The organism is Pseudoalteromonas sp. 20-92 (genome assembly GCF_030847595.1).
Taxonomy (GTDB): domain Bacteria; phylum Pseudomonadota; class Gammaproteobacteria; order Enterobacterales; family Alteromonadaceae; genus Pseudoalteromonas; species Pseudoalteromonas fuliginea.
Genome location: NZ_JANJGQ010000039.1, coordinates 1 through 23,813, shown reverse-complemented (window position 1 = coordinate 23,813; position 23,813 = coordinate 1). Strand labels below are relative to the sequence as shown.

The following is a 23,813-nucleotide window of genomic DNA, read 5'->3' as shown; positions in this document are numbered from 1 at the left end:
TTATTTAACTCTCTGAGTAGTTCGTGCCTCGCTATGCGTTGGCCTTTCCCGTCTCAGTGGGGTCGCATTATAGGGAGATTCGAGCGGGGGTCAATGTTTTATTTCAGCTTTTTGACAATTAAATGAATTTAGTATGAAAGCTATACAAATAAAGGGCTACAGGATACTTTTAGTTTAAAAAACACGCACAACATATGTATCTATTGATGAGGTATTAGTAAGGTTTAAACTAAGCTGTATGTTAAACAAACAACACACAGCTTTATTTTAAATTAAAGGTTTATTTAGATGCTATTTCCCATACGGCAATGGAGCCTGATATTTCATTTCCAACGATTAAGAGTGGGTTTCCTGTAGCACTCTGCTCTGCTGGAACGAATTCCATTCCTTCAGGCGCTAAATCGCCTGTAATATTAGCGTCTTTAATTAAGCCTCTATTATAGAAGTAGTCTTCAAACTGCACATTGTATGGATTAGTAATGTCGTACACCATAATGCCGCCCATACGCTCAAGCCCTATAAAAGCAAATGTACGATCGTCAATTTTACCAATAGTCAGCGCTTCAGGCTCTGCGCCTTTATCATCTGAACGTGAGTCACCTTTGTTTTCATCTTCATTATTGTTAAATGATTCACCATGCACAGATGCTGTTATACGTGCTATATCGTCGCCTGAATCAAAAACCACCAGCCCATTGCTATCCCAAATAGTAAAAGAACGTGCGCCATAGCCGTAAAGCGATTCGTATTGTCCGTCGTTATTGGTATCGCCTTTTATTGTTGTTACTTTTAAGCGACCAATATCATCATCGTCATTATTTAAGTAATCAAAATTAGCAGCAAGCGTTAAGTCTTCAACGCGGCTTTCATCTATATAAGCTAAGCAGCCATCGCCTTTATCGTAATCAAGTCCGCCCTTTGCTATACAGTCTGCTTCATCCGTTGTATCAAAAAAGTATTCTCTTGCGTCACCTTCGTTGGCAGTAACTATAAAGTTAGCGCCTTTCCAACTAAAGCTTGAGATAGTATCGGGCTGGTACATACCATAGAGCCCTGGGTATGATTTAAAATTCACGCCGCCGTCTTTATCTGAGGCATCAAGTTGTAAACTTGACCAATCTTTAAAGCCTAAGCCCTTTAGCTCAAGACTGTTGTCTTGTAGGTTAACTATTGCAAGTGCATTGTTTTCTTGAATAGATACATAAGCATATTTGTTATCTTTAGAAATGCTAACGTACTCGGGCTCTAAATCCATAGCTACTGTAGTATTTATTAGATTACCGTTAATAGTACGACCATTTGGGTTTGCAAAAACTACCCCTTGCGCTTCTAGTTCGGTTTGTTTGTTGTTATAGGCTTTAAAATCAATATTTATTGCTGTATCGGCTATTACATTATTTGTTATATCGATAATACTAATAGAACCTTCAGGATCTACGCTGTAGTCGCCACTTGGTTCACCTTCGTTAGCAACCACTGCCTTTGCGCCATCATGGGTGAACGTCACCATGTCTGGTAACAATCCGACTGTAACATTTTTAATAAATACAGGTGAGTCGCCGCTTATATCGTAAAAAGCAATTTGACCTGCATCACCCGTGCTTTTAGCAGCCATTGCGACCGCTAGTAAATTATTATTTTCATCAATAGCAATGCTGTTTGCATCGCCTTGGGTATGCTCGTTTAAAGACAACGTAATAACGGACGTTAAATTTGTGGCGCTGATAACCCCTTCGTTATCTTTAACGAGTGCGGCAGTATCAAAGGTGTCGGCGGGTAAAATATCAACAACAGCGTCATCGCCTGAACTGTTAATAGCGTAAATCCATTTTTTAGATGCTTGGTATGCAACTATTTCAGCCGCACCTTCTGGGCTTTGTGCATTTAGTACACCTCTACCCACAAGGTTAATATTTAATGCTGAATTAGCATTTACACCATTTATCCCATTAATGCCATTTGCGCCTTGTTCTCCCTGTAATCCTTGAGAGCCGTTTTGACCATCGTCACCATCAAGTGCGCAACCAGTAAGAATAGATATAAGTGACAGCGCAATAATTGATTTTTTAAACATGTGATTTTCCTTAGTATTGTATTTGCTAAATATCAACACACAGGCATGACAAGATTATGGCAGTTTTAATACAGCCTCTTAGCCTAAGTAATTAGCTTATACGCTAGCGGAGTAATTAAAATTAAAGCGGCCGTATAACCAAGCATTTTTGCACTCGAGGAATACTCTCGTTTAATTGCAACTCCTAGCAAAGGTCTAAGTACATCAATACGTGTAATACTCCATGTTATAACCCCGCAGAGAGACCAAGTTCCTGTAATAATGATAAATGGCTCAACAACAGTCCCTAAACTTAAAGGTTGCAGTAAAAAACACAAAATAATCAAAATGCTTTGATGCAATAAATAAAAGGGAAACACCCATGCATTGAGCTGCTTTAAATAGTAGGTATTAAAATTTAAAAATCGGTGAGCGAGCGCAAGTACAAAAAATACACCTACAACACGTTGAATATTGTAGCTACCGCTTAGAATAAAATGAGGAAGAGTAAACGCCTTCTGATAACTTAATATTATAAGTAAAAACAAAACCGCAAAACACAAAGCCAGTAATACCAAGTTTTTATTTAAACTGTTCCAAAAGTAAGTATTTTTAGCCAGGATGTATCCTGCGAGTAGCAGTATTAAGCCGTTAGTTTCTCTGATTGAATCGCCAGTTAAGTAATGGCTTATAAATAGTGTGGCAATAGTGAGCAAGGTAATTAAAAACCCAAATGACATACCCGCTTTAACAAATGTTTTTAAAGGCGCAATAAAGGGCAAGCGTTCAAAAAGAGCTAAAACAATAATGATCAGCATAAATTGCCACAACGAGCGCAAATACCATAAGTGATTTACATCCACATTCGGCCACACTCCAGACTGATAATTAATAAAAAGCGTATTGTTAGTCTCTATAAAAGCTAAATAAAATTGCCAATAACTAATATCAATAACATCGTGCTGCGACATTTCTGCAAACAGCTGTAAAGGCACTATTAACCATAAACCCACCAGCAAGGGTAATAGTAAAAAAATAGAGCGGTATAAAGTGAAATGTAACCAAGACTTAAAGCCGCTTATTTTATCAATCATAAAACGCAGTGCTACGCCCGATATAAACCAAATGAGCAACATACGCCAAGGTGAAAACATCAACATTAAATATTCAACATACTGTAATGTGTAATTACTTTTAAAATGAAATCCCCAGTTTTCGCTATACAACATGCCAATGTGATAAAAAATTAGCGACGCAAATGCGATTACCCTAAGCCAATCAAGATAATATTTACGCGAATTAACTAATGAAGGTTGTTGTGTTTGAATGCTCATGCTTTTATTACTTTATGAATTTTATGCGTTATTCATACCTAAAGATCTCGCTAAAACTATCTACAAGTGCTTATATTACAAGCAATAGTGATAAAAGGTGGTATACAGGGGTAAGCGTGCCACGTCAGCAATAAGCATACATTTATGAACCTACAGCACTTTCAACGTTTTCAAAGCATTTACGCATCAGTATTACTGTGTGCTTACGTATTAATTAATAATACAGTAAACGCTACAACCCAAATAATGGAAGCCCAAAGAGAAGGGGCTTTAACTTTTTTAATGTGGGAGCCATTTGTTTGGGAGTATTCAAGTGCCTTGAGTACTTTGCTTATATTCCCTATTTTAATTTGGTTTTTAAGACACTTATCTTTTAATTGGCAAAATATTACGGCCTCATTAGGTATGTACTTTGGTGCCTCTATTATATTTAGCGTGTTACACGTTGGTATTATGGTAGGGATTCGTAAATTCATATATTTGTTAAATGATGGGTCTTACAACTTTGGACTTAGTTGGTTTGAGTTTATTTATGAATACCAGAAAGACGCTATAAGCTTCGTGTTTTTCATTGTACTTATCAAAGTATATCAATATGTGGTGCAGCAGTTACTAGGTGAAGCTTCTTCAATTGAAGAAAGTGAGCAGCAAACAACATCGACCATAAATCGCTTATTAGTTAAAAAGCTCGGTAAGGAATTCATTATAAAAATAGAGGATGTTGATTGGCTTGAATCGTCGGGTAATTATGTAAACCTACATATAGGCTCACGTATATATCCGTTAAGGGCAACACTTACAACATTGAGCAAACAACTTGAAAAGCAGGGGTTTTGTAGAATTCACCGCAGCCATGGCGTAAAACTCGATAAAGTGGAGTCCATTACACCACTACCCAGTGGCGACAGTGAAATAAAACTAACAACAGGTAAAGTACTAAACCTATCTAGACGCTATAAAGAGCAATTTAAACTAACGTTGCAATAATACAAATCAAACAAGCGATAATGGCTTACACTAAAATCAGTGGCCAAGTTTAGTTGGCCACCAGCTTATCTGACACACTTAACTGTAAATCAAGATCTGAAAGCGCATTATTTTGTTCAAACAAACTTAAAGAGGTTTGCCAAATATCGATTTGATGCTTATTTAATTGTAGTTCCAAGTTTTTAGCCTTTCACTCAGTTAAAAGGCTATTTAAATCACTGCGAATTAATATTTGCGGATTAAATAACTTTTGCGGTACATCAATTGGCTTAATTTCATCATAAGCAATCACTGTTTTTTTACCTTGCTGCATTTGATCGATTAACGACATAGAAATCACTTTAACTTTGTTGTTTCTCTCACCTCTTTCAAAGGTAGCCGTTTTGGCATGTTTGCCAGAACGAAGATACAACTCTGCTTGCAATGGAAATAAATCGGCTTTATCAACGGTAAGTTGAATTTTTTGATAGCTCGCCTTTTCTGAATAAGCCGTTAAATTAAACACTATGACAGCTTCATTCGTTTCATAAGACTCTATATCGTAATCTTGACTCCAACTAAGTGTCGCAATATCGCCCAGTGATGCCTCCCCCAATAATTTTTGTAAAGGGGTTATGCGTATTGGTCGTCGGCTTTTCGGCATGAACATCCAATAATCATTTTCCTTCATCAAGACCTTTTGTCCTTGCTCTGAAGCCGTTTTAAAAACAACAAGTGATTGTTTATTGATAGATGAATAAACATCATATTGCTTTTCACTTTTTAGCTTCTCTTTATTATATGCACTGACTGTTGCCGAAATTTTTACTGACTCTGCTTCACTTCGATAAGCATCAACGTTGACAAGAGCTGTTTGCAGATCAAGTCCACCTTCGTATTGTTCATTTACAGTTTGCGCAACAGCTGATACAGAAATAAGCAAAAGCGCACAGATAGATATAATATTTTTAAATTTAAACATGACTTAGCGCCTCTGTAATTGATTTTGAACTGCCTTTATATGCAGCCTTTAGTGCCGCTAATACACATACCAATACCATAGTAAGTAATACAATACCTGCTACTTCCCATGAGAAAGTAATGGTTAAAGGGTAACCCTGATTGCTACCTGGCGGTGGTGGCATTTCTAAACCTAAATAAACCAATCCCCAAGCAATGAAGGCAGATGCAACAATACCTAACGCCGCGCCAATGAACCCTATCATGCTTGACTCTAATACAAAGTTACGAATAATTTCCCATTGATAAGAGCCCATTGCCGATACAGTCCCTATTTCACGGGTTCTTTCACTAACAGTCATCGCCATCGTGTTTGAAATTGAGAAGAATACAAGTAACACCATAATTCCACCTAACAGGCCAAAAATACGGTTATAAAGATCTTTTACTGACTGATAATAGAATGCGCGCTTCCACCAAGGTGTAAACTCCAATGACTGGTCACGCTTCTGATAATCTAAAACTGTTTGTTGTGTTTTACTTATGTCAAATAAGTAAACCGACAATGAGCTGACTTTCTCGGTATACAACAATGATTGCGCATCTGATAGTTTCACATAGAGCTGTCGCTTATCTAAATCTGGCACACCTGTCGTATAAATACCCCTTATTGTAAAATCCATCGCATTCAACGCACCATCTGTCGTTGTCGACATGAGCGTAATATAATCCCCCACAGTCACCTTTAAGTTGCGTGCTAGCTCCTTACCTAATACAACTTCTGCTTCATCTTCATTACCAAAGTTTGATAATGCTTTACCTTCTAACATTGTTAAAAAAGGCCCTTTAACCATAAACTCTTCGGGGTCTACACCCAGACCAATAAAAATTGAGCTTTTTTCACCGTTAGATACAAGACCATTGAAGTTTATGCGTGGCAATACACTTTTAATGCCTTCGTCGGTTTCAAGTTGAGCTATTAACTTTTCAATATCAGATAAACCATATTGCAGCGGTGTATCTTCTTCTTCTTTTAGAAATTTTTGATGTGTAATAATAAAATTACCTTCATCTCTAGCCGCTTTTTCTGCCAGTGATTGATAAGTAAATAAGGCAAAACCACTCGTCGTTAAAATAGCGGCAACGGCAACTGCAGCAACTAATATTGTGAATAATGAACGCCTACCATTTCGGCAAACGTTAAAAAATGCAAATGAGATCCAACGCATTATCCTGCTCTCCTATGAGTTTCATATGGATTAAATGCCGATAAATTACCATCAGCTAGATTTAAAACACGATGACAGCGATCTGTCATACGGTGGTCATGTGTTGCTACAATAAAGGTACAACCTAGGTCATTGCCTAAATCACGCATCAGATCAATGACCATATTCGCGGTCGATGTATCTAAATTTGCGGTGGGTTCATCCGCAATCACAATCTCAGGTCGCTTAACCAATGCTCGAGCAATAGCAACACGCTGCTGTTGACCACCTGATAATTGATCAGGGCGTTTAGATATATGACCTTTTAAACCAACTTTATTAATAATATCAACAACTTTATCCATTCTTTCTCGCTTATTCATATTAAGCATTAAAAGTGGATACTCCACGTTTTCATAAACAGACATCACTGGGATCAAATTATATCTCTGGAAGATAAATCCTAGTTTTTCACGACGAATTTGTGTCATTACTTTTTTATCTTTTGAGACTGCTTTACCTGCAAGCCAAATTTCACCTTTATAGTCATCGTCAAGCAAGCCACAAATGTTTAAAAGTGTTGATTTCCCGCTACCTGAAGGGCCACATAATGCAACAGTTTCCCCTTTTTTTATCTCAGCAGATACGCCTTTTAATGCGTCGACGACGACTTCTCCAGTCTTGTAAGACTTAACAATGTTCGAAAATTTAAGCATTACAATTATCCTTTTTCAGCCTTTGAAAGGCGCGCTAGAGCGTCAGACTTTTCGATGAATAATTTCGCTCTAGTTTGATCTTCTAATTTATTTGCAGCCAATGCGGCACATCTATAAGTTGATTGTTTTAGCTGTTTATCTAACTTTGAAAATCCATCACTATCGGCCAATACTTGATTTAATAAATGAGCACCATGTTCAGCACGATTCATCATTTTTGGTACCTGCGCAAAGGTACAGCCAGCAGTCACATAAACGCTTGCCTTAAGTGGATATGGCATTCCTTTAACTTGCTTAATTGCTTTATTTAATTTCGCAATGCCGGCTTCTGCGAATTTCATTTTTTGCCAAGGTTGACTGGTGTATCGTGCCTGCGTTGTTTCAGCACTTCCTAACATAGCTAAAACAACGGGATTTGATGCTTTATTGTTGAGTTCAGAAAGCGCGTTAACAGCAAGTTGATTTTGCTCTTGGGAGCCAGTAAGTCCCTGTTGATATGCTGTAATAACATGCGCTGGGATTTCACTTGCAGTAACTGAAGAGCTTGCTAGTACAACGCCTAAAAGCATTTTTTTAATCGTAGAAAATTGGTTCATTATCGTTATCCTGTATTGTTTCTGTTGATGAACATATCTTAAGAAACAATCACCATAGAATGTTAGGCAGGCGATAATCGGTTGAATAGGGAGATAAACGGGAAATAGTAATGATGAGTATACTTTGTAGTCCTTTTTTAGGGGAGCGATCAAATTAGTAAGTTGAATTATGATAGTGATTAGAGCGCACTCAATACAATCAAAAAAGAGGTAAATCATGATTTACCTCTTTTACAGTATTAAATCCGCTTCAATAATGGTTGGTTATTTTTTCTGTTACATCTGCTTAAATAAATGGTGATATTTTCTACTCACAGAAAGTTTTTCATCACTCCCTTTCAAGTATATATAGACATGACCTAAATCATCTTTAGATACATGATCAATAGTGTCAACTCGAACAATACAATTACGATGAATGCGCCAAAAAGTATCAGGCTCTAACTCACTTTCTAAATGAGTAATAGATGTTTTTATTAAATGCTTCTGTTGCCCAGCAGTAACTTCGGTGTACTTATTGTCGGCGATAAAATAATCTACGTCATCAACATCAATCATATATATATGATTGTTTTTACTTGCTTTAATCCACTTTAAATACACATTAGATGATGCTAGGTTATTACTCTGCATTAACTGGGAGAACATAGCCTGTAACTGTGTTTGTTGACTAGTCTCAGTGCTTTCGGATGACAAAAGCTTTTTTATTCGCTGTACGGTTTTTTCAAGCCTTATTTTTTCTAAAGGTTTTAAAAGATAGTCAATTGCTTGGTTCTCAAATGCAGTAACTGCATATTCATTATAAGCAGTTACAAAAACCATAATGGGGGGTGAGTCATCATCACATAGTTTTTTAGAAACTTCTAAACCATCCATTCCTGGCATATTAATATCTAAAAATACAACCTTAGGTGTAAATGCCTCGGTCAGTGCTAAAGCTTCTTCACCATTAGCTGCTTGACCAACAATATCGATTTCAGGCCAAACCTCTTCTAACATCATTTTCAAATGTGTACGCAAAATGGGCTCATCGTCAGCAATAACAACTTTAACTCGGTGAGACATTTAAGGGTACCTCCATAGTGACGGTCACAATACCCGCCTGACTGTGATCAAATAAAAGGCTGGCTTGTTCACCATACAATTGTTGTAATCTGGTTTTTACGTTGTTCATCCCAACTTGTGTGCCTTTGTGATTACTGCCTTCATTAGGTGTATTATTCGTAATGCGTATTAATAAGTTATTTTCTTCCTTTTTGACTAATAGAGTCAATTCTCCACCCGATGTTAACTGTTCTATACCATGTGTAACGGCATTTTCTATGAGAGGTTGAAGTAACATTGGAGGAAACAAAATATCATCGGTTATTTTATCCGTTACGTCATAGTGAACATTAAGTCTATCCCCTAAACGTATTTTCTGTATGGCCAAATAAGCTTTATTAAAACGTAATTCATGGCCGAGGGTTAACCACTCAGACCTCGTCCTATCTAAACTTTGTCTCAATAAAGCCGAGAGCGCGGCTAACATCTTATTCGCCTGTTTAGTATCAACAGCTATCAATGCTTGAATATTAGCGAGTGTATTAAATAAAAAGTGCGGCTCAATTTGAGATTGTAGTAACCTTAATTGAGTTTCTAACAGCACTTTATCTTTCTTTATTTGCTCTAATTCAACTTGCGCTAACGATTGTTTTAAATTCTGTGCTTGTGCACTTCGATAGTATGTAAAACTCACCACCACCATAATAAAACTGCCAATCAGAAAAATACCTACATATTGTTGTAAATCACCAATATAGCCACCAGTGCTTTTCACAACACCTAATAAGAGTGGCGTCAGTCCCCACACAATAAAAGAAAAAAGAGTAGCTAAGAAAAACTGCAAGGCAAGATTCATTTGTGGATAATGCCGCTTTAACCATTTACGGCATAAGCGAATACTGAACCCGACTCCAAGAGAGATCATAATTGAAATAACAGGATACTTAGCCCACCCAATAAAGTGAATCAGTAACCCAAGTGAAATACAGACTACAGCGAGCTTTAAATTACTCACCCAGCTTTCTGATCCTGAGAATGGTTTAATAAAAGGCATTAAATTACAACTTAATTTCGACGCTAAAATATCCAGTTTTTTGATGGCTTAGCTGCTCATATATTGTTTCGCTTCCGCCAGCATAGCTCCTATAGCCGAGACAGAGGCGACCATTTTTAAAACCAGAGTAACACAGCTCACTATTTATTAACATGCTGTTATCCTGAGGGTTTGTTAACCATGTCATCGAAGGTTGCCAGGTAGAATTAGATGTTCTCAAATGCACCATCACGCTATCTCTGAATAGATTTTGTGTCGAAAAGTGAGCTCGATATAATCTCAATTGATGATCTTGAACACCTTCATTATTAGCGCGTGCAATTAATGATCGCCATTGCTTGTCACTTGGTGCTCGACCATCATGCCAGTATTCTACAATGGCTGTTACCCCCATCGAAAAACTGTAGCTAAAACCCACTAAAGCTTGCAAACTGCCTTTGCGCCAAATTGTTTCAACATTATCATATGCAGATAAAGTATTTTTATACAGTTGAGTAACTTTAGGCGAACGATAGTTTTGCTGCCAGAGTAATGAACTATGTAATTCTAAGCTATCACCTATTACTGTAAGGGTACTTCCACCAATTCTAAAGCCCAGTTTATCGTCATAGTGCGCTATTGCTTGCGCTTCATAACCATCAAAGAATTGATAATAGCGCCCACCACAACCGTAACTTTGTGCTACTTTAATGCCTCGTTCAAGATAATCAGGTTTCGTTTCATTGCAAATCACAGTGATATTTCCTGATTCAGTAAAGTAGTCCCCCGTTATCATTAACACACCAGGGGGTACTGCTGTATATATCGCTAATGAGTCAGTCGGAGAAAACATGTCTAATGGTCTAAATCCATAGGCAACATCCCAATCAAGCTTCTTTTTCCCTACAGATAAAAACCAATTTTCCGTACTAAAATCATAGAACGCTTCTGAAATAGTAAAATCGGTTTCACTCGTCCCACCTTCTTTATATACGTTAGCAGTTGCCGCAAAACGCAACCCTTCACCTTCTAAACTTACATCCAGAGCCGAGAAAAGAGATGAAGTATTTTTAGTTGCAAAAATTGCTTGATTCGTCCCTTTTATATTTTGCCCATTAATACGAATTTGACTATCAAACTGTAATTTTTCTGTAAACTGTTTTGCTTCACTCACTGAAGATATAACCATCACGAACAGCACATATACTTTGCAAATAACACCCAATATTATTTTCATCTTATCCTCCTGATCTGCAAAAATTGTAAAGCGATAATGTGAGCTTGGTAAATTAGGTGATGGGTGGCTTTATAGGAGGATAAAAGGGAATAATGGCAGATAAGGCTATCTGGTTAAAACAGCTTATGATCGGCTATAAAGATATTTGGTGCCTTTTAAAAGCCATGAGGGGGAAAAGAGGGAGTTATAAATCAAGAAAAATAGTATGCCTAGAGCGTGTTGATCTTTCGAGTACGCTTTCTAGCCAACCCACTACGATTCAGGTTTATCGTTGGAAAACAAAAAATCTCTTGTGTAATTGACTAGATTATCTGGTTTTTAAATAAAAACGGCTAAAGCAATCTTGTTTTAATTTTAGCGATTATACTCTGCTCTAATTTTCTGTATAAAAACTTCAAGCTCATTAAGCGTTGGCTCAATGCCTTTTTCATTATGCATTTCAAACCAATCGGCTATGTCGCTAATTATTATAGAACCGTCTTGTAGACATAAATCATTATTTTTTAGCCAAACATCAGGCGCTCGAAGTGAGGGTCCAGTATACCAACTACAATAAGTGTAACCTTGGCTTTTTAAATTAGACTCTATGACAAGATTCGTCGGGATTGATAGAATTAATAAAACAATTAAACCTACAACTGCACTTTTAAATGCATTAATTAAAGTTAACTTTATATCAAACCCCAAAAAGCGCTGTAAAGTCGATAAAAACGTTAGAAATAAGCAAGGTAATAATAAAAAAGATAGCAGTATGGTGGCTTGCTCTTTGATAAAAAATTGAGGCCGACTAACTAAAAATGTTGTTTCCACTTCGGAAAAAAAATTTAAGGCTATTTTATAGCACAGTCCTCCACTAACAATTAACAAGAAGAAAACAGAAGCTAATTCTTTCACATTTGCAAGAGATAACTTTTTATCTGCTTTTTTCCATTCTAAAATAGGCATTAGTTATAGCTCATTTCTGTTTCAACTTATATTCATCAACTAGACCGCAATAAACACAGCTCCTCGGTTGCATAAAAGTGAGCCATGAAATAGTTCTACATAGATGTTAGCTTATTACTCTTTAATGGTGACTTTTCACTACTTATAATTAGTATAATCATCACGACTTTTTCTAGTTTCTTTTATAAACTCTTTTAGCTCATCAACAGAGGGTTCAATACCTTGTTGGTTTTTTTGCTCGAACCAATCGGCTATATCACTGATTATGACAGAGCCATCTTGTAAGCATAACTCATCGTTTTTTAGCCAAACATCAGGACCTCTAAAAGATGGACTAGTATACCAATGACAAAAACTATAACCCTTCCCTGTTAATTTAGACTCGATATAAAAACTATTAGTAATAGATAAAGTTATATATAGAGGAATTGCCCAAAGCATAAGTTTTACCATTAGCTTTATTGTTTTCTCGTTGTGAAAATTGAATACCTTTTGAAAACCGGCAATTGTCATAAGCACAGGAAACGGTGTCATTGCTATTATTGGAGCCAACAGGCCACTTTCTCTAATATAATAAAGCGAGTCATCAAAATAAACATTTTCAACAAACCCGTAATAAGAGAAATAAAATAAAGTCATTGAGAATAATACAAAAACAACCAAGCCTATAACAACTGTTAGCTTATGCTCGAGAGTTTGTTCTAAAAAGCGCTCTTCAGATTTTTGCCATTCTAAAATAGACATCAATTGTACTCATTTTTACTACGATTAAGATTTATTGTTGGAACTCCAAACAGAAAGTTAAAAAAAGCATAAGGATCTTCACTAAAACCTTTTTCTAATTTTTTATTAACCTCAATAATCTCAGAGCGAAGATTGCTTTCAAGTTCTCGCAACTTATAAGCAATGGCATCCGCTATAGGATCTGTTGAAAAAACCATAGTTAAGGCAGTAAAAGCTATACCTACACTGACAACAATAAGGAGAGGTATTGCAGCAGTAGTAACAATAATGGCCCCAACAAAAGCGGTTGCAAAATAAGTAACTGCAAATGTTGTAGCTATAGCAGCTCCAACAACTGCCATATCGACAGCTATACCTGCGACTAAGTCATGCCATGTTTTTTGATCATTTAAAAACAAATCTACACTGTGGAATGTAACTGAAATTAATAAACTAACTACAAAGCCTCCTTTCATTGCTTTAGAGGCTTCTAGCTTGCCTACGCCGATAGTAAAAAGCCTAGGATTACTTGCTAAATAATGAGTTCCAGTTAAATGAGCTCTGATACCAGGGTAAGAAGTGATTATAATAGCGGGGGAGCCATTATATATTTTGATTTTAAACTTACCAAACGTATTACCTTGGCGCTTCATTACTTCTGCAATAATGACTAAAGCTTTAATATCATCAAATAGAGGATATAGACCAGCCCCTGCTTTCAAAGGATCTTTAATTCGTTTCCATTTACTTGATAGTGAATTATGCTCTTCCAGTAACTCATCAAGCCAATCAACCACTTCTGAACGAGATTTACCTTGCTTCATCTTTACAGAGATAATGTAGTCTACAAACTCTGCTGAGTTCATTTGAATAAGAGTGTGGTTATTACCTGATAGAATGCTTTTTATTTGGCTTTGACGTTGCCTTTCGGCAATAGCACGGCGAGCATGAGCTGACATATAACACTTCCTTGAGTATATTTTTTAATCCGTTAACCATAAGTTTAAATAATAGTCAAAATATAAGCAATAAAAAAGCGAGTATATAACTCGCCTTAAAAAGGTGTTGGCTTATTATTTTTTAACTGGGCGTTTCCAACCTGTTAAATTACGCTGTTTAGAGCGTGCTATTGCTAATTGGTCATCTTCAACGGTACTGGTGATCACAGAGCCTGCACCAATTGTTGCAGTTGCACCTATATTTACTGGGGCAACAAGTGATGAATTAGAACCAATAAAAGCATTATCGCCAATAATAGTTTTTGATTTATTAACACCATCGTAGTTACAGGTAATAGTACCCGCGCCAATATTCACTTTTTCGCCAATTTCAGCATCACCTAAGTAACTTAAGTGGTTGGCTTTTGAGCCTTTGCCTAAACGGGTTTTTTTCATCTCAACAAAGTTACCAATGTGTGAGTCTTCTTCCATTACAGCGCCTGGGCGAAGCCGAGCATAAGGACCCAACGTACACTTATCTGCAACTGTGGCATCTTCAATCAGCGTATTAGCTTTAATAATAACGTTATCGCCTATGGTACAGTTTTTAAGGACACAGTTAGGGCCAATTTGTACATTGCTACCAAGGGTTACATTACCTTCAAAAATAACGTTTATATCAATAAGTACATCTTCACCGGTGGTAACTGTTCCACGCACATCAATACGAGCAGGATCAGCAAGTGTTGCACCATTTAACATTAACTCTTGCGCTTGCCATGCTTGGTAAGCACGCTCAAGACCAGCAAGTTGTACGCGGTTATTTGCGCCCTCAACTTCCATTGCATGGTCTGGCTGAGCTGAAGTAATTTCTACACCTTCACTGTGCGCCATTGCAACGATATCTGTTAAGTAGTACTCGCCTTGTGCATTATTGTTAGATAAGTTACCCAACCATGTTTTTAATAGCTTACCGTTAACAGCCATAATGCCTGTATTTACTTCGTTAATAAGTAACTGCTCTGAGCTTGCATCTTTTTGCTCAACAATACCGACTAACTTACCACCGGCACGAAGCATTCGACCATAGCCATTTGGGTTTACCAAATTTACCGTTAATACCGCTAAACCATTTTTAGGTGTTGCGGCTAATAAACGCTCTAGTGTTGATTGTTTTGTTAGCGGTACATCACCGTATAAAATCAATACTGTGTCTTCATCGTTAATATGAGAGTTGGCTTGCGCTACTGCGTGGCCAGTACCGAGTTGTTCTGCTTGGAGTACCCAATTTACATCGTTATCGGCAAGTTGTTGTTGTAATAGTTCGCCGCCATGTCCATAAACTAAGTTTGTAGTCGTTGCACCTAATGCCATCGCATTATCAATAACGTGCTGTACCATTGGTTTACCTGCAACATTGTGCAAAACTTTAGGTAGAGCAGAGCGCATACGAGTACCTTTACCCGCAGCAAGAATAACAGTTGTTAGAGCCATTAAAACAATTTCCTTTTTCCGTTGTTTTAGCTAAATAAGTCTTATGTTTGTGCAGAAGATTACGTAAATCACTTCTTGTGCAAATACTCAGTAGGTTAGTTTATTAGTACTGAATCTTGACTGAAAAACACACTTAATTGAATAGCGTTATTGTAGCGAGGATTGGTAAAATATATAAGCGCGTTTAAAGGTATTACAACTTTAAACGCGCTTTTTTATTTAGCTTTACCTGTAGAAAAGTATTTTCTCCTTAGCAAATCATGTATTACAAACTCTTGCTCTCTTCCATATGCTTTAAATATACGGTTATTATGCATGTGTAAAAGTGAGCCTAAAAGTGAATCTCGTGTACAGTTAAGCTTATTTTCTTTAATGAGCTGAACTAAGGTTTTAACAATTGGCTCAGCGTTATTTTGCCATTTTTTAAGTAATTTAAAAATAAACTTTTGCGTTTCATCAAGGCCATCTGTATCAACAGTATTTAGCTTAATGAAGTCGTCATTTAACTGATCTTGATACTCTCGAAAACGGCTACCTAACTGCTTACGTAAAATACTATTTTCGTTAAACTCATTACCAAAACCATCTCGTAAACGGCTAATCAAACTTAAACGCTCATCATCCGTGTAATTAAATAGATTGAGTAACTTATGTGTATAATTTAATGCTATTCGCCAACGTATATCTTCACCGTAGTCGTCGACTAGTAAACATGCATTTGTAATTAACTCACTATCATACATAAATAAAGATTCAGCCAAGGCTATGGACTCAGGCCCACCATAGCGCTCAACTTCTCGCTCATATGTCATTAGCTCTACTTTATGTAATTCACCGCTTTCGATCATTGGATCAAGTAGGTTATTTAATAAAGGTAGTAACTCACCACATAATATATTTGGCTTTCCATGAAAACGAACTCTAATATGCCAGTCTGGATCTGAGTATCTAATAAAAAACCACTTGTTATAAAGGTTTTTGTTTGACTCAATGAGTGGAAGTAACTTCTCACACAGAAGTTGTTCAACTAAAGAATTACCGCTATAAATTTTTAAACTGAGCCACTCAGAACCAGCACTAAACCTTCTTTTAATTGGCTTGGCCGATATATTTGCAAGTGGCTCATCTACAAAGTGCTTATGTACTTTTGCCGCTGTATTTCTAAAAGGTACTATTACTTCATTATTATAATGATGCCCTTGCTCATCTTTTACACGTGAGGAAAAACTAGAAGATAAAACCTCCTTTAATTCAACCTTGGTTTGTCCTTTAGTCTCTGCTAGTAAAATTTCAAACATGTCAGAGTTTCGCAAGTCCAATTGCAAAATATTATCAAACATTGCATAACAAACTTGCGGGTCTAATTGGAAGGTAGCTAAGAGAATATTGAGCTTATCCATATTAAGCTGGCCATCAATTAAAACTTCTTGTAGATATTTTCTATCGATGCGCCATGTTTTTTCACTCAGCACTAAATTATCTAACATTATCCGTGGTACAAAACTATCTCTGGTTGTACTTTGCGGCATAGAAAACTGAGGTACTCGCCCATCTTGATGTTGCAGCATGCATAAAAATTTATATGCACTAAGGCTGCGCGAAGAATAATTGTGTGCACATGACAAGCGCGGAACAATTTGTTTATTTAATCGCTTACTCCAGAGCTTAACCTGATGGCCTTCAACCCAAACATATAAATCACTTAAATGAATTTGATATTCGTCATTTAGGCTGCTGTCAGCCATAAATACAATCTCGTATTCACGTAAATGCGGACGAGCAATAACGTTACCGGGTCGCCCTTCTGGCATATGTACAACTTCAGCAAAAATAACATCTGGAGAATGCGCCTGTTCTAGCCTTAACTCTTCCCTCACTGCATTTTTTAAACTTTCATCTAAATGACAAAAACGGCCTAATAAATTTGCTGATGATGGCCCATAGCAGCCATTAAACTTAATTATAGGATTGTGTTTATCATCTTCGTACAAACTTAGCATTGCAGCAAAAGAGCTGGGATAATATTTTAGTGCGTCAGTATTTGTCGCTTTAACTTTGAGTTCTTTACTTTTTAGAGCAATACAGTTTTTATTGCGATTTTTTGGTAAACTAATTGCTTCTTCAATAATTGCATCAATTAGACTCACACCTGCCGGAGTATTGACAATACCGCCAGCCCGAGCGAAGTGTAAGCCGGCAACCAAAGGTGCTTCATAGCCTGTTTCATCTGAAATGCCAATTCCGGTTTCATCATCTAAAATGACATCAAGTGCTACAAACTGCCCTTCAAAACGAGCATTAAACTGGTTAATAAACGGGGATAAAGGATTGCTTCTTTCGTTCAAGCTCAAACCAGACAGTAGCTCAAGTTGCTTTTGCAAGCGGTTAATTTCTATTTCGCTTAAATAACAAGTACTGTAGTTGCGATATATATCAGCTTGAAACAGCTTATTTTCTTGTGCTTTTATTGGCAATTTATCTAAATGTGTAAGTAATTGCTTGTATGGTGCAATGCTTCCTAAGTTATCTTCATCTAGATGATCTATTTTTACCAAAACTGTAGCAAGATGATCAGCGTAAATATTTTCTTTAAGATTTTGAATAGACTTTAATAAAGCATGATCTGGAGAATCTCCAGTTAATGGCAATGGTATATCAGCTATTAAAATGCCTTCATCTATTAAATCTTGAATGTATGACTCTACATCTTCTTTATCGGCATCTATATATTGCTCACAAAAAGCCTTACATAAGTTATTAAAGCTAATCCCGGTACTTGCTAAATTTAAAGCAAATTTAAAATATTCGTCACTTTCCACCGCGCTTAAACGATATTGCATACTATCATCGAAGAGGTAAGCTTCTATGTAACGACACTGCTCCGCGATGAAATAATGAGAGGGATTTGGTTTATATTTTAGTGTGTCAGATTTCGAGGTATGCTTGATAAAATAGTCTTTAAGCTCATTTAGGTAAAACATGTCTAAACGAGTCTTTCGGCTATCTTTTTTATAATCCCCACAGATTAAATCTGTAACCGAAGTGATCTCACCTTTACTTACACCCGAAAATAAACCGAACGGTGTTGCTCTTGAACACATCCGGATCATATATTTTATTAAAGCGTGTGATACCTTTTTACCTTGCTTAGTGTCTGGTTTTTCACGCCATAGATTTATGCGTTCTAATAGCGAGGGGCTAGCTAAATAAAGTGCTTCTTGAACACCATACATAGATAACCAGCTTTCAAGTATTTTATTAGTATCAGCATTCGCATTATTAAACTGTAGAAGTTGTTCGTTACTTAACCGTGGTGCACGTACAACAAAGAATGGAGCATTTTTTATTTTATTAGTCATTCCAATTTCCTTTTGTATTTTAATCAATTAGCAAACTATCGGCCCAACCAAACTCACCATTTAAAAGACTTAGAATTACTAGCCCAATTCCTGAATACCCCATTAAGAGACTGAAATCCTCTTCATAACCGCCTTCATCACCTTTATAGCTGTAAAAGCTGCTAACTCCATTATCTTCATATTGCTCTAAAGCAAAACTTAGCCAATAGTTAATTGCTGCTTGTAAATCTGGGTGTGGAGATAGTTTATTTAACAAGCTAAATATCATTATTAACCCAAAGTAACCGTGGCAAATCCCCGCATCCTTGACGTAACCAGAAATTTCATCACGCTTGGCTGCGTGACGAGCGATACCTAGTGCTCTTTCAACATAATGAGGCATATTTAAAGCGACCCCTACGCGCATAAGAGTCAAAGCAATTGTTAAGTCACCATAACACCAACCTAAACGGGAATCTCCCCCATCACCAGCACAACTGCCAAAACAAGCGTTACTACTTAAATTACAGTTTTGATTAGTCAATAGCCAATCACAACTGCCTAATAATAACTTACGCGCTCTTGCCTTTAGTTTGGGTATATGTAGGACAGGAACTAAAGCAGCAATAATACCTGGCACACCATGGGCTAAGCCTAAATTATACTCAGGTAAGTTTTCATCATTTTGATTAAACCTATAAGCCGACTTATAGGGTTGAGACCAAGTAATGTTTCCATTATCAAAGTAAGTGGCTGTTTGCTCAAAAGCTCTAACGATAATACTGTAAAGTCTTGTTTGATCAGTAAAACGAGCACGTCTTGCTGTATAAGGTGTGTAACCTGCTAGACCTAGTATTGTTTCAATCTCACCAAGCCAAACATCATTCTGAGACAAACTATTAGCAAATAGAATATCTATACTTTCAAGAAGCTCGCTATCGTAATCAGCTTTATTTGATTGATTTAAAAACTCCAACAACCATGCCTGCCCAGCTAATCCCGAACTAAACTCCAAGGACTGCTTAGCTAACTGAGCCTGTAAAAGCTCCATTTTTTCATTTAGGAGTGAATCATCGACACAAATATCCTCAAACTTACCTGCATTGTATAAAAACAAGATGTAACCAGCCAGCCCATTTAATAGCCCATTACCACTCTCTTTTTTTATTATCTCTTCTGATATTTTTTGAGTTATTTCTTTGAGGATACCCCTCATCACATCGCTTTGCGCACTTCCAACCAACCCATTGATTATCATGGAATTCCTTTCTATCAACATCTTTAAATTTTAAATAATCATAATTTCATATTAACATTAAAAGTACAAATGTTAATGTTTTACATTGCATGTTTAACTTAGTGTGGTGTAATAACGTACTACTATGTTACTAAGCTATAAATTAGAAATGAAATTACATAAAAAGAATATTAAAAGCTTATCCTCAGGCATGCAGCTCGTACCAAATGAGATTACACCATTAATAGTTGGTGGGGCTATCAATGAAGGCCACCATAGGTCGCTGTATGAAAGATATAATTTACAAGTAGACTTAAGTTATCAAAAAATATTTATAGGTAGGGAAATAAAAGAACTTGAGTTGGTTTAACTACGATCCAAGAAGAACTCACTATCCTGATCATTTAGAATAAATCATCATTAATAGAAGAATCTAAGTTAGCTCACTCTTTATAACAAAAAGTATGAGCTAACTACTATTTTTCAATACACTTCTACCTTGTAGAAAAACACTTACTACTGTCTAGGTTTGAAGTGCAGTGGAATGTCTTACATTTCTGAGATACAAACAATACCACAAGAATTTAGAGTAAACATATTACCTGTTGGTTGCTCAACCGGATAACGTGCACCTCCCGCAACTTCTTTAGTAGCAACATTAGCACTACGGCCTTGTTGAGAAAGGTTTTTAATAGCTTTTTTATTCATTTTAATATTCATAATATTTTCCTTACATTTCTAATTTATTGATGGTTTCAGGGCTACAAGTAATAACTGTTGGGGGGCAAAAACCACCTACAACTTTGTCTGTCATTTTAATATCAATTACATTGAACTCTTGTAACTGTTTAAGTTTTCTTTTATTCAATTTCATACGCTGTCACCGGTTACAGCTGAATAACAATAAATGGTGGAATACAACCATTACCATTTTCATCCATATACACTCCACCAAAAATATTTGCTATCATTTCTTTATTTTGTAACTCAATCATGTTTTTACCTTTAAGTATTAATAAAAGTGAATTTTAACTTTGCTTTATACGGGTATTACTACACCCATAAGTAAGAAAATTACATCCATTCTTCAGGTGGAAATGGACGTGGATCGTTACCGTCTTCAGGGATCGCCATAGTGATCGGCCCACCAGGGACTCCAGGGCCTCCATCCTCCTTAAGGCTTAGAGTAAAATTAACATCACCTTTACCGCCAACAACTTGCTCTTCTTGTGATTTTTCTAATGAAAATGGGTGCATTTTCTTTTCCTTATTTACTTTCTCATTGATGGCATTATTGCCGTTTTTATTACGTGATACTCCGCCAAGAACTCACGTAACGTTAAAGCTTGTCTTTAACTATACAGTTTTTACTTACATCCACTCTTCAGGTGGAAATGGGCGAGGGTCGTTGCCATCTTCAGGGATAGCCATTGTAATTGGGTCTGTAGGATTGATCCCACCGCCATCCTCTGTACAACCGCCAAAATAAGTAACTTTAGAGGCAACAACGCCACCTACAACTTGCTCTTCTTGTGTTTTTTCTAATGAAAATGGGTGCATTTTCTTTTCCTTATTTACTTTCTCATTGATGGCATTATTGCCAGTTTTTATTATGTGATACCCCGCCAAGAATTCACATAACAGTAAAAAACTAATATTTGTGTTTAGCTACTTACATGATTACCGGGTTAAAGTTCTAATAACTTGACCCAAACAGTCGACCCAATTACCATTTTCGTCCCAACCTAGGCCACCATTTACATTTTTTAGTTGAACAATACTTAACTCTTTCATATATATTTCCTTTTTATCAATTGTTAATGTTCTAACATGTAATCAACTATATAATCAGACATTGGAATACCTGATTGCTTTTCAAAACCAATAAACATGGGAGAAGGGTTTGCTTCTAAAAAATAATACTCACCGCTTTCGTTCCTACGCCAGTCTATAGCAGTCCAATTAAGGTATAACTCTTCAGCAATATGCTTTGCTTGGCTCTTTATTAACTCAGGTGTATCAATCACTATCAGCTTTGCATCATCATCTTCTCTAAAATCAGCCATGTCGCTTTTAAGCTCAATGGAGATAACACGCTTACCAACTACATAAGTTCGTATATTTGTCCCAGCAATAAACTCTTGTACTGTAATGGGTGATTTAGCCAATGCTGCTTCTACTCTTTCTGTTTCTAAGTGAGACTCTGTTAACATTTCAGTATGCGCGCCACCGAAAACAGGCTTAAAAATACTTTGCTCTAAATTTTTATATGCAAACTTTATATCTTCTATGTTGTTACCAACATAGGTTTGTGGAATTTTAACGCCCAAATTTTTTATTTTTTGTAATTGATAGGGTTTTTCTTGATGATGCTGAAAAGCCTCCCAGCCATTAACCCACTTAGTGCCATTGTCTAAGTAAAACCATGTTCTTAAACAGGCCATGCTATCCTTTGCGGCAATGCCTTGCTCAGTCATATAAGTGGCTCGAGTCTCCTCATCGGACACGCCCGAAAAGCTACGCCAAAACACGGCTTTAATATCACTTAAATTAATCAGCGTGCCGCAGCTTAAAGTTAAACTGCCATTGCCATCATTAGGTGAAAAACTAAACTTTATTTTTTTTGGAAAGTCATGTGTTTGCAGTAAGTATGCTTCAACACCACGCATTTTTAACTTTTCAAGTATTTGCTGGGCATGCTCATCATGTGACTGCCCAATAACAATATAAGCCATTTATAAACCCTATTAGTTAAGTGTGTAATAATCTATATTACTTATGTCGCTTTCCGCGATATTAAATATTTGGCAGCTATTACTTATAACACCGTCTGAATCCAAATAACTGTCAATACAGTCGGCTGCAATTTGCTTATCTAAAAAACGCTCTAATTCATATTCTGATTGGAAGTACTTAGCCATTTTGTTATTCCTATTTTATTATTTTTGGCTGCAACAACTACGCTTTCAAATATGCATATTAAATCAGCCAATTACTGGTTTAGAATTCAAATTAATGTCGCTCTATGTTTTCGACGGGATTAATAATGAGTTTATTTTTTAAAGATTGCAAAAAACCAAAAAAAAACATAAAGCAATGTAAATCAACACTTTATATTTAAATGTTATTTTATTATAATTTCATTTTATGCTCTAAATATGAAATAGCGTGGTTTGTAAGCGCTGCATATTGTTTAATTAGTTGGTGAATTGAGCGGGGCCGTTTCAACTATGAGTAGCAATGTTTAAAGTTCAGGAAATGACTATTCATGAATAAAGTAAACGCTTTTTTATAGGTATAAGCATGATTCGTAAAAGGGTTTTATCGAAAACTTAATCGGCAAATTCAACTGGGATTCTCATTAAAACTATTATTTAAAGTCTTGATTAGTAATTAGCAGTAAAATCACATGTTGAATCAAGCTTAGAATAAAAACCGCAATATCAATAAAGTGCTAAAAATACCTGCTAAAGGGAAAGGTTTTGAATTACTCTGTCATCTTAAGTTATTTAGTAAGGGGTGACTTAATATATCACCATAAAAAGGATCTATTTTATAAATAAATCGACAATCACTGGCTCAAAATGTAAATGTATGTCCGCTTACCAACGAAAAACCGAAGTAACCAATATGATAACTATAGAAGAGCATGGCCTAATAAATTATTACCCTGATAGGAAGCTATAGTAACCTGGTGATGAAAGCCCCTAACAATTTAAAGCACAATAAATAAGCAATAGTAAACGCCGGCAATAAGCTCAGCTATTTAGCTTGAGAGTCCATTAGTAATCAGAGTTTAATACTTGGAATTTATACAGCGTTATTACTTGTTAACGGTCTCTCAATAGAAGAGTCTAAGCTCAATCGAACCACTGTATAAAAGGCTTTGATTGCAGCCAAAGCTTGGATATCACACAGGGCAAGATCACGAACTTTACCTTGACTTAAAAGTATGATCTTATACTCCTTTTTTAAGGAGCATCCCCATGTC

25 protein-coding genes are annotated in these 23,813 nt (G+C 36.4%); 2 read left to right on the top strand and 23 right to left on the bottom strand.

The window, feature by feature from the left end:
* Positions 1–280 precede the first annotated feature (280 nt).
* Positions 281–2,074, bottom strand: coding sequence for a choice-of-anchor I family protein (locus NRL14_RS20180; RefSeq protein WP_149605250.1), 1,794 nt, complete (start codon positions 2,072–2,074; stop codon positions 281–283).
* A gap of 83 nt (positions 2,075–2,157) precedes the next feature.
* Positions 2,158–3,387, bottom strand: a complete 1,230-nt coding sequence (locus NRL14_RS20175; RefSeq protein ID WP_306725449.1) for an acyltransferase family protein — start codon at positions 3,385–3,387, stop codon at positions 2,158–2,160.
* A 144-nt stretch (positions 3,388–3,531) separates the two neighbouring features.
* On the opposite strand from NRL14_RS20175, the gene NRL14_RS20170 reads away from it, so the two are divergent.
* Positions 3,532–4,374, top strand: coding sequence for a LytTR family DNA-binding domain-containing protein (locus NRL14_RS20170; RefSeq protein ID WP_306725448.1), 843 nt, complete (start codon positions 3,532–3,534; stop codon positions 4,372–4,374).
* A gap of 49 nt (positions 4,375–4,423) precedes the next feature.
* On the opposite strand, the gene NRL14_RS20165 is transcribed toward NRL14_RS20170, so the two are convergent.
* From NRL14_RS20165 to NRL14_RS20100, 14 genes are all read right to left on the bottom strand, one after another.
* Positions 4,424–4,552, bottom strand: coding sequence for a hypothetical protein (locus tag NRL14_RS20165; protein WP_262501012.1), 129 nt, complete (start codon positions 4,550–4,552; stop codon positions 4,424–4,426).
* Between the two features lie 12 nt (positions 4,553–4,564).
* Complete coding sequence (locus NRL14_RS20160; RefSeq protein ID WP_306725447.1) at positions 4,565–5,335, bottom strand: outer membrane lipoprotein-sorting protein; 771 nt, start codon at positions 5,333–5,335, stop codon at positions 4,565–4,567.
* A complete protein-coding gene (locus NRL14_RS20155) occupies positions 5,328–6,542 on the bottom strand; it encodes an ABC transporter permease (RefSeq protein WP_149613262.1) in 1,215 nt (404 codons plus the stop codon). The genes NRL14_RS20160 and NRL14_RS20155 overlap by 8 nt, the downstream gene beginning before the upstream one ends.
* On the bottom strand, positions 6,542–7,237 hold the full coding sequence (locus NRL14_RS20150) for an ABC transporter ATP-binding protein (RefSeq protein WP_149613261.1): 696 nt from the start codon (positions 7,235–7,237) through the stop codon (positions 6,542–6,544). The genes NRL14_RS20155 and NRL14_RS20150 overlap by 1 nt, the downstream gene beginning before the upstream one ends.
* A gap of 5 nt (positions 7,238–7,242) precedes the next feature.
* Complete coding sequence (locus tag NRL14_RS20145; protein ID WP_008137627.1) at positions 7,243–7,833, bottom strand: hypothetical protein; 591 nt, start codon at positions 7,831–7,833, stop codon at positions 7,243–7,245.
* A gap of 276 nt (positions 7,834–8,109) precedes the next feature.
* On the bottom strand, positions 8,110–8,898 hold the full coding sequence (locus NRL14_RS20140) for a LytTR family DNA-binding domain-containing protein (protein ID WP_149613260.1): 789 nt from the start codon (positions 8,896–8,898) through the stop codon (positions 8,110–8,112).
* Positions 8,882–9,931 carry a sensor histidine kinase gene (locus NRL14_RS20135; RefSeq protein WP_149605243.1) on the bottom strand — a complete coding sequence of 350 codons (1,050 nt, stop codon included), beginning with the start codon at positions 9,929–9,931 and terminating at the stop codon, positions 8,882–8,884. The genes NRL14_RS20140 and NRL14_RS20135 overlap by 17 nt, the downstream gene beginning before the upstream one ends.
* A gap of 4 nt (positions 9,932–9,935) precedes the next feature.
* Positions 9,936–11,147: a hypothetical protein gene (locus NRL14_RS20130; RefSeq protein ID WP_149613259.1), complete on the bottom strand. Its 1,212-nt coding sequence runs from the start codon at positions 11,145–11,147 to the stop codon at positions 9,936–9,938.
* A 354-nt stretch (positions 11,148–11,501) separates the two neighbouring features.
* Positions 11,502–12,092: a DUF1240 domain-containing protein gene (locus NRL14_RS20125; RefSeq protein ID WP_149613258.1), complete on the bottom strand. Its 591-nt coding sequence runs from the start codon at positions 12,090–12,092 to the stop codon at positions 11,502–11,504.
* Between the two features lie 138 nt (positions 12,093–12,230).
* Entirely contained in the window at positions 12,231–12,836 is a 606-nt protein-coding gene (locus tag NRL14_RS20120) for a DUF1240 domain-containing protein (RefSeq protein WP_008137632.1), read from the bottom strand.
* Positions 12,836–13,774 carry a hypothetical protein gene (locus tag NRL14_RS20115; protein ID WP_149613257.1) on the bottom strand — a complete coding sequence of 313 codons (939 nt, stop codon included), beginning with the start codon at positions 13,772–13,774 and terminating at the stop codon, positions 12,836–12,838. The genes NRL14_RS20120 and NRL14_RS20115 overlap by 1 nt, the downstream gene beginning before the upstream one ends.
* Positions 13,775–13,888: 114 nt before the next feature.
* Entirely contained in the window at positions 13,889–15,247 is a 1,359-nt protein-coding gene (gene glmU, locus NRL14_RS20110; protein WP_149613256.1) for a bifunctional UDP-N-acetylglucosamine diphosphorylase/glucosamine-1-phosphate N-acetyltransferase GlmU, read from the bottom strand.
* A gap of 215 nt (positions 15,248–15,462) precedes the next feature.
* Positions 15,463–18,606: a lantibiotic dehydratase gene (locus tag NRL14_RS20105; RefSeq protein WP_149613255.1), complete on the bottom strand. Its 3,144-nt coding sequence runs from the start codon at positions 18,604–18,606 to the stop codon at positions 15,463–15,465.
* Positions 18,607–18,625: 19 nt separating this feature from the next.
* Positions 18,626–19,843 carry a lanthionine synthetase LanC family protein gene (locus NRL14_RS20100; RefSeq protein WP_149613254.1) on the bottom strand — a complete coding sequence of 406 codons (1,218 nt, stop codon included), beginning with the start codon at positions 19,841–19,843 and terminating at the stop codon, positions 18,626–18,628.
* A 148-nt stretch (positions 19,844–19,991) separates the two neighbouring features.
* On the opposite strand from NRL14_RS20100, the gene NRL14_RS20095 reads away from it, so the two are divergent.
* Positions 19,992–20,192, top strand: a complete 201-nt coding sequence (locus NRL14_RS20095; protein ID WP_096794037.1) for a hypothetical protein — start codon at positions 19,992–19,994, stop codon at positions 20,190–20,192.
* Between the two features lie 179 nt (positions 20,193–20,371).
* On the opposite strand, the gene NRL14_RS20090 is transcribed toward NRL14_RS20095, so the two are convergent.
* From NRL14_RS20090 to NRL14_RS20060, 7 genes are all read right to left on the bottom strand, one after another.
* Positions 20,372–20,542 (bottom strand): hypothetical protein, encoded by a 171-nt coding sequence (locus NRL14_RS20090; protein ID WP_157770559.1) that lies wholly within the window; start codon positions 20,540–20,542, stop codon positions 20,372–20,374.
* Between the two features lie 10 nt (positions 20,543–20,552).
* Complete coding sequence (locus NRL14_RS20085) at positions 20,553–20,696, bottom strand: hypothetical protein (protein WP_157770560.1); 144 nt, start codon at positions 20,694–20,696, stop codon at positions 20,553–20,555.
* A 200-nt stretch (positions 20,697–20,896) separates the two neighbouring features.
* Complete coding sequence (locus tag NRL14_RS20080; RefSeq protein ID WP_096794042.1) at positions 20,897–21,079, bottom strand: hypothetical protein; 183 nt, start codon at positions 21,077–21,079, stop codon at positions 20,897–20,899.
* Positions 21,080–21,193: 114 nt separating this feature from the next.
* A complete protein-coding gene (locus tag NRL14_RS20075; protein ID WP_096794043.1) occupies positions 21,194–21,382 on the bottom strand; it encodes a hypothetical protein in 189 nt (62 codons plus the stop codon).
* A 257-nt stretch (positions 21,383–21,639) separates the two neighbouring features.
* Positions 21,640–22,557 (bottom strand): RimK family alpha-L-glutamate ligase, encoded by a 918-nt coding sequence (locus NRL14_RS20070; protein ID WP_306725446.1) that lies wholly within the window; start codon positions 22,555–22,557, stop codon positions 21,640–21,642.
* 12 nt (positions 22,558–22,569) lie between these two features.
* Positions 22,570–22,743 carry a hypothetical protein gene (locus NRL14_RS20065; RefSeq protein ID WP_188085219.1) on the bottom strand — a complete coding sequence of 58 codons (174 nt, stop codon included), beginning with the start codon at positions 22,741–22,743 and terminating at the stop codon, positions 22,570–22,572.
* An 889-nt stretch (positions 22,744–23,632) separates the two neighbouring features.
* The coding region (locus NRL14_RS20060) for a hypothetical protein (RefSeq protein WP_306725445.1) at positions 23,633–23,813 on the bottom strand (181 nt) is incomplete at its 5' end.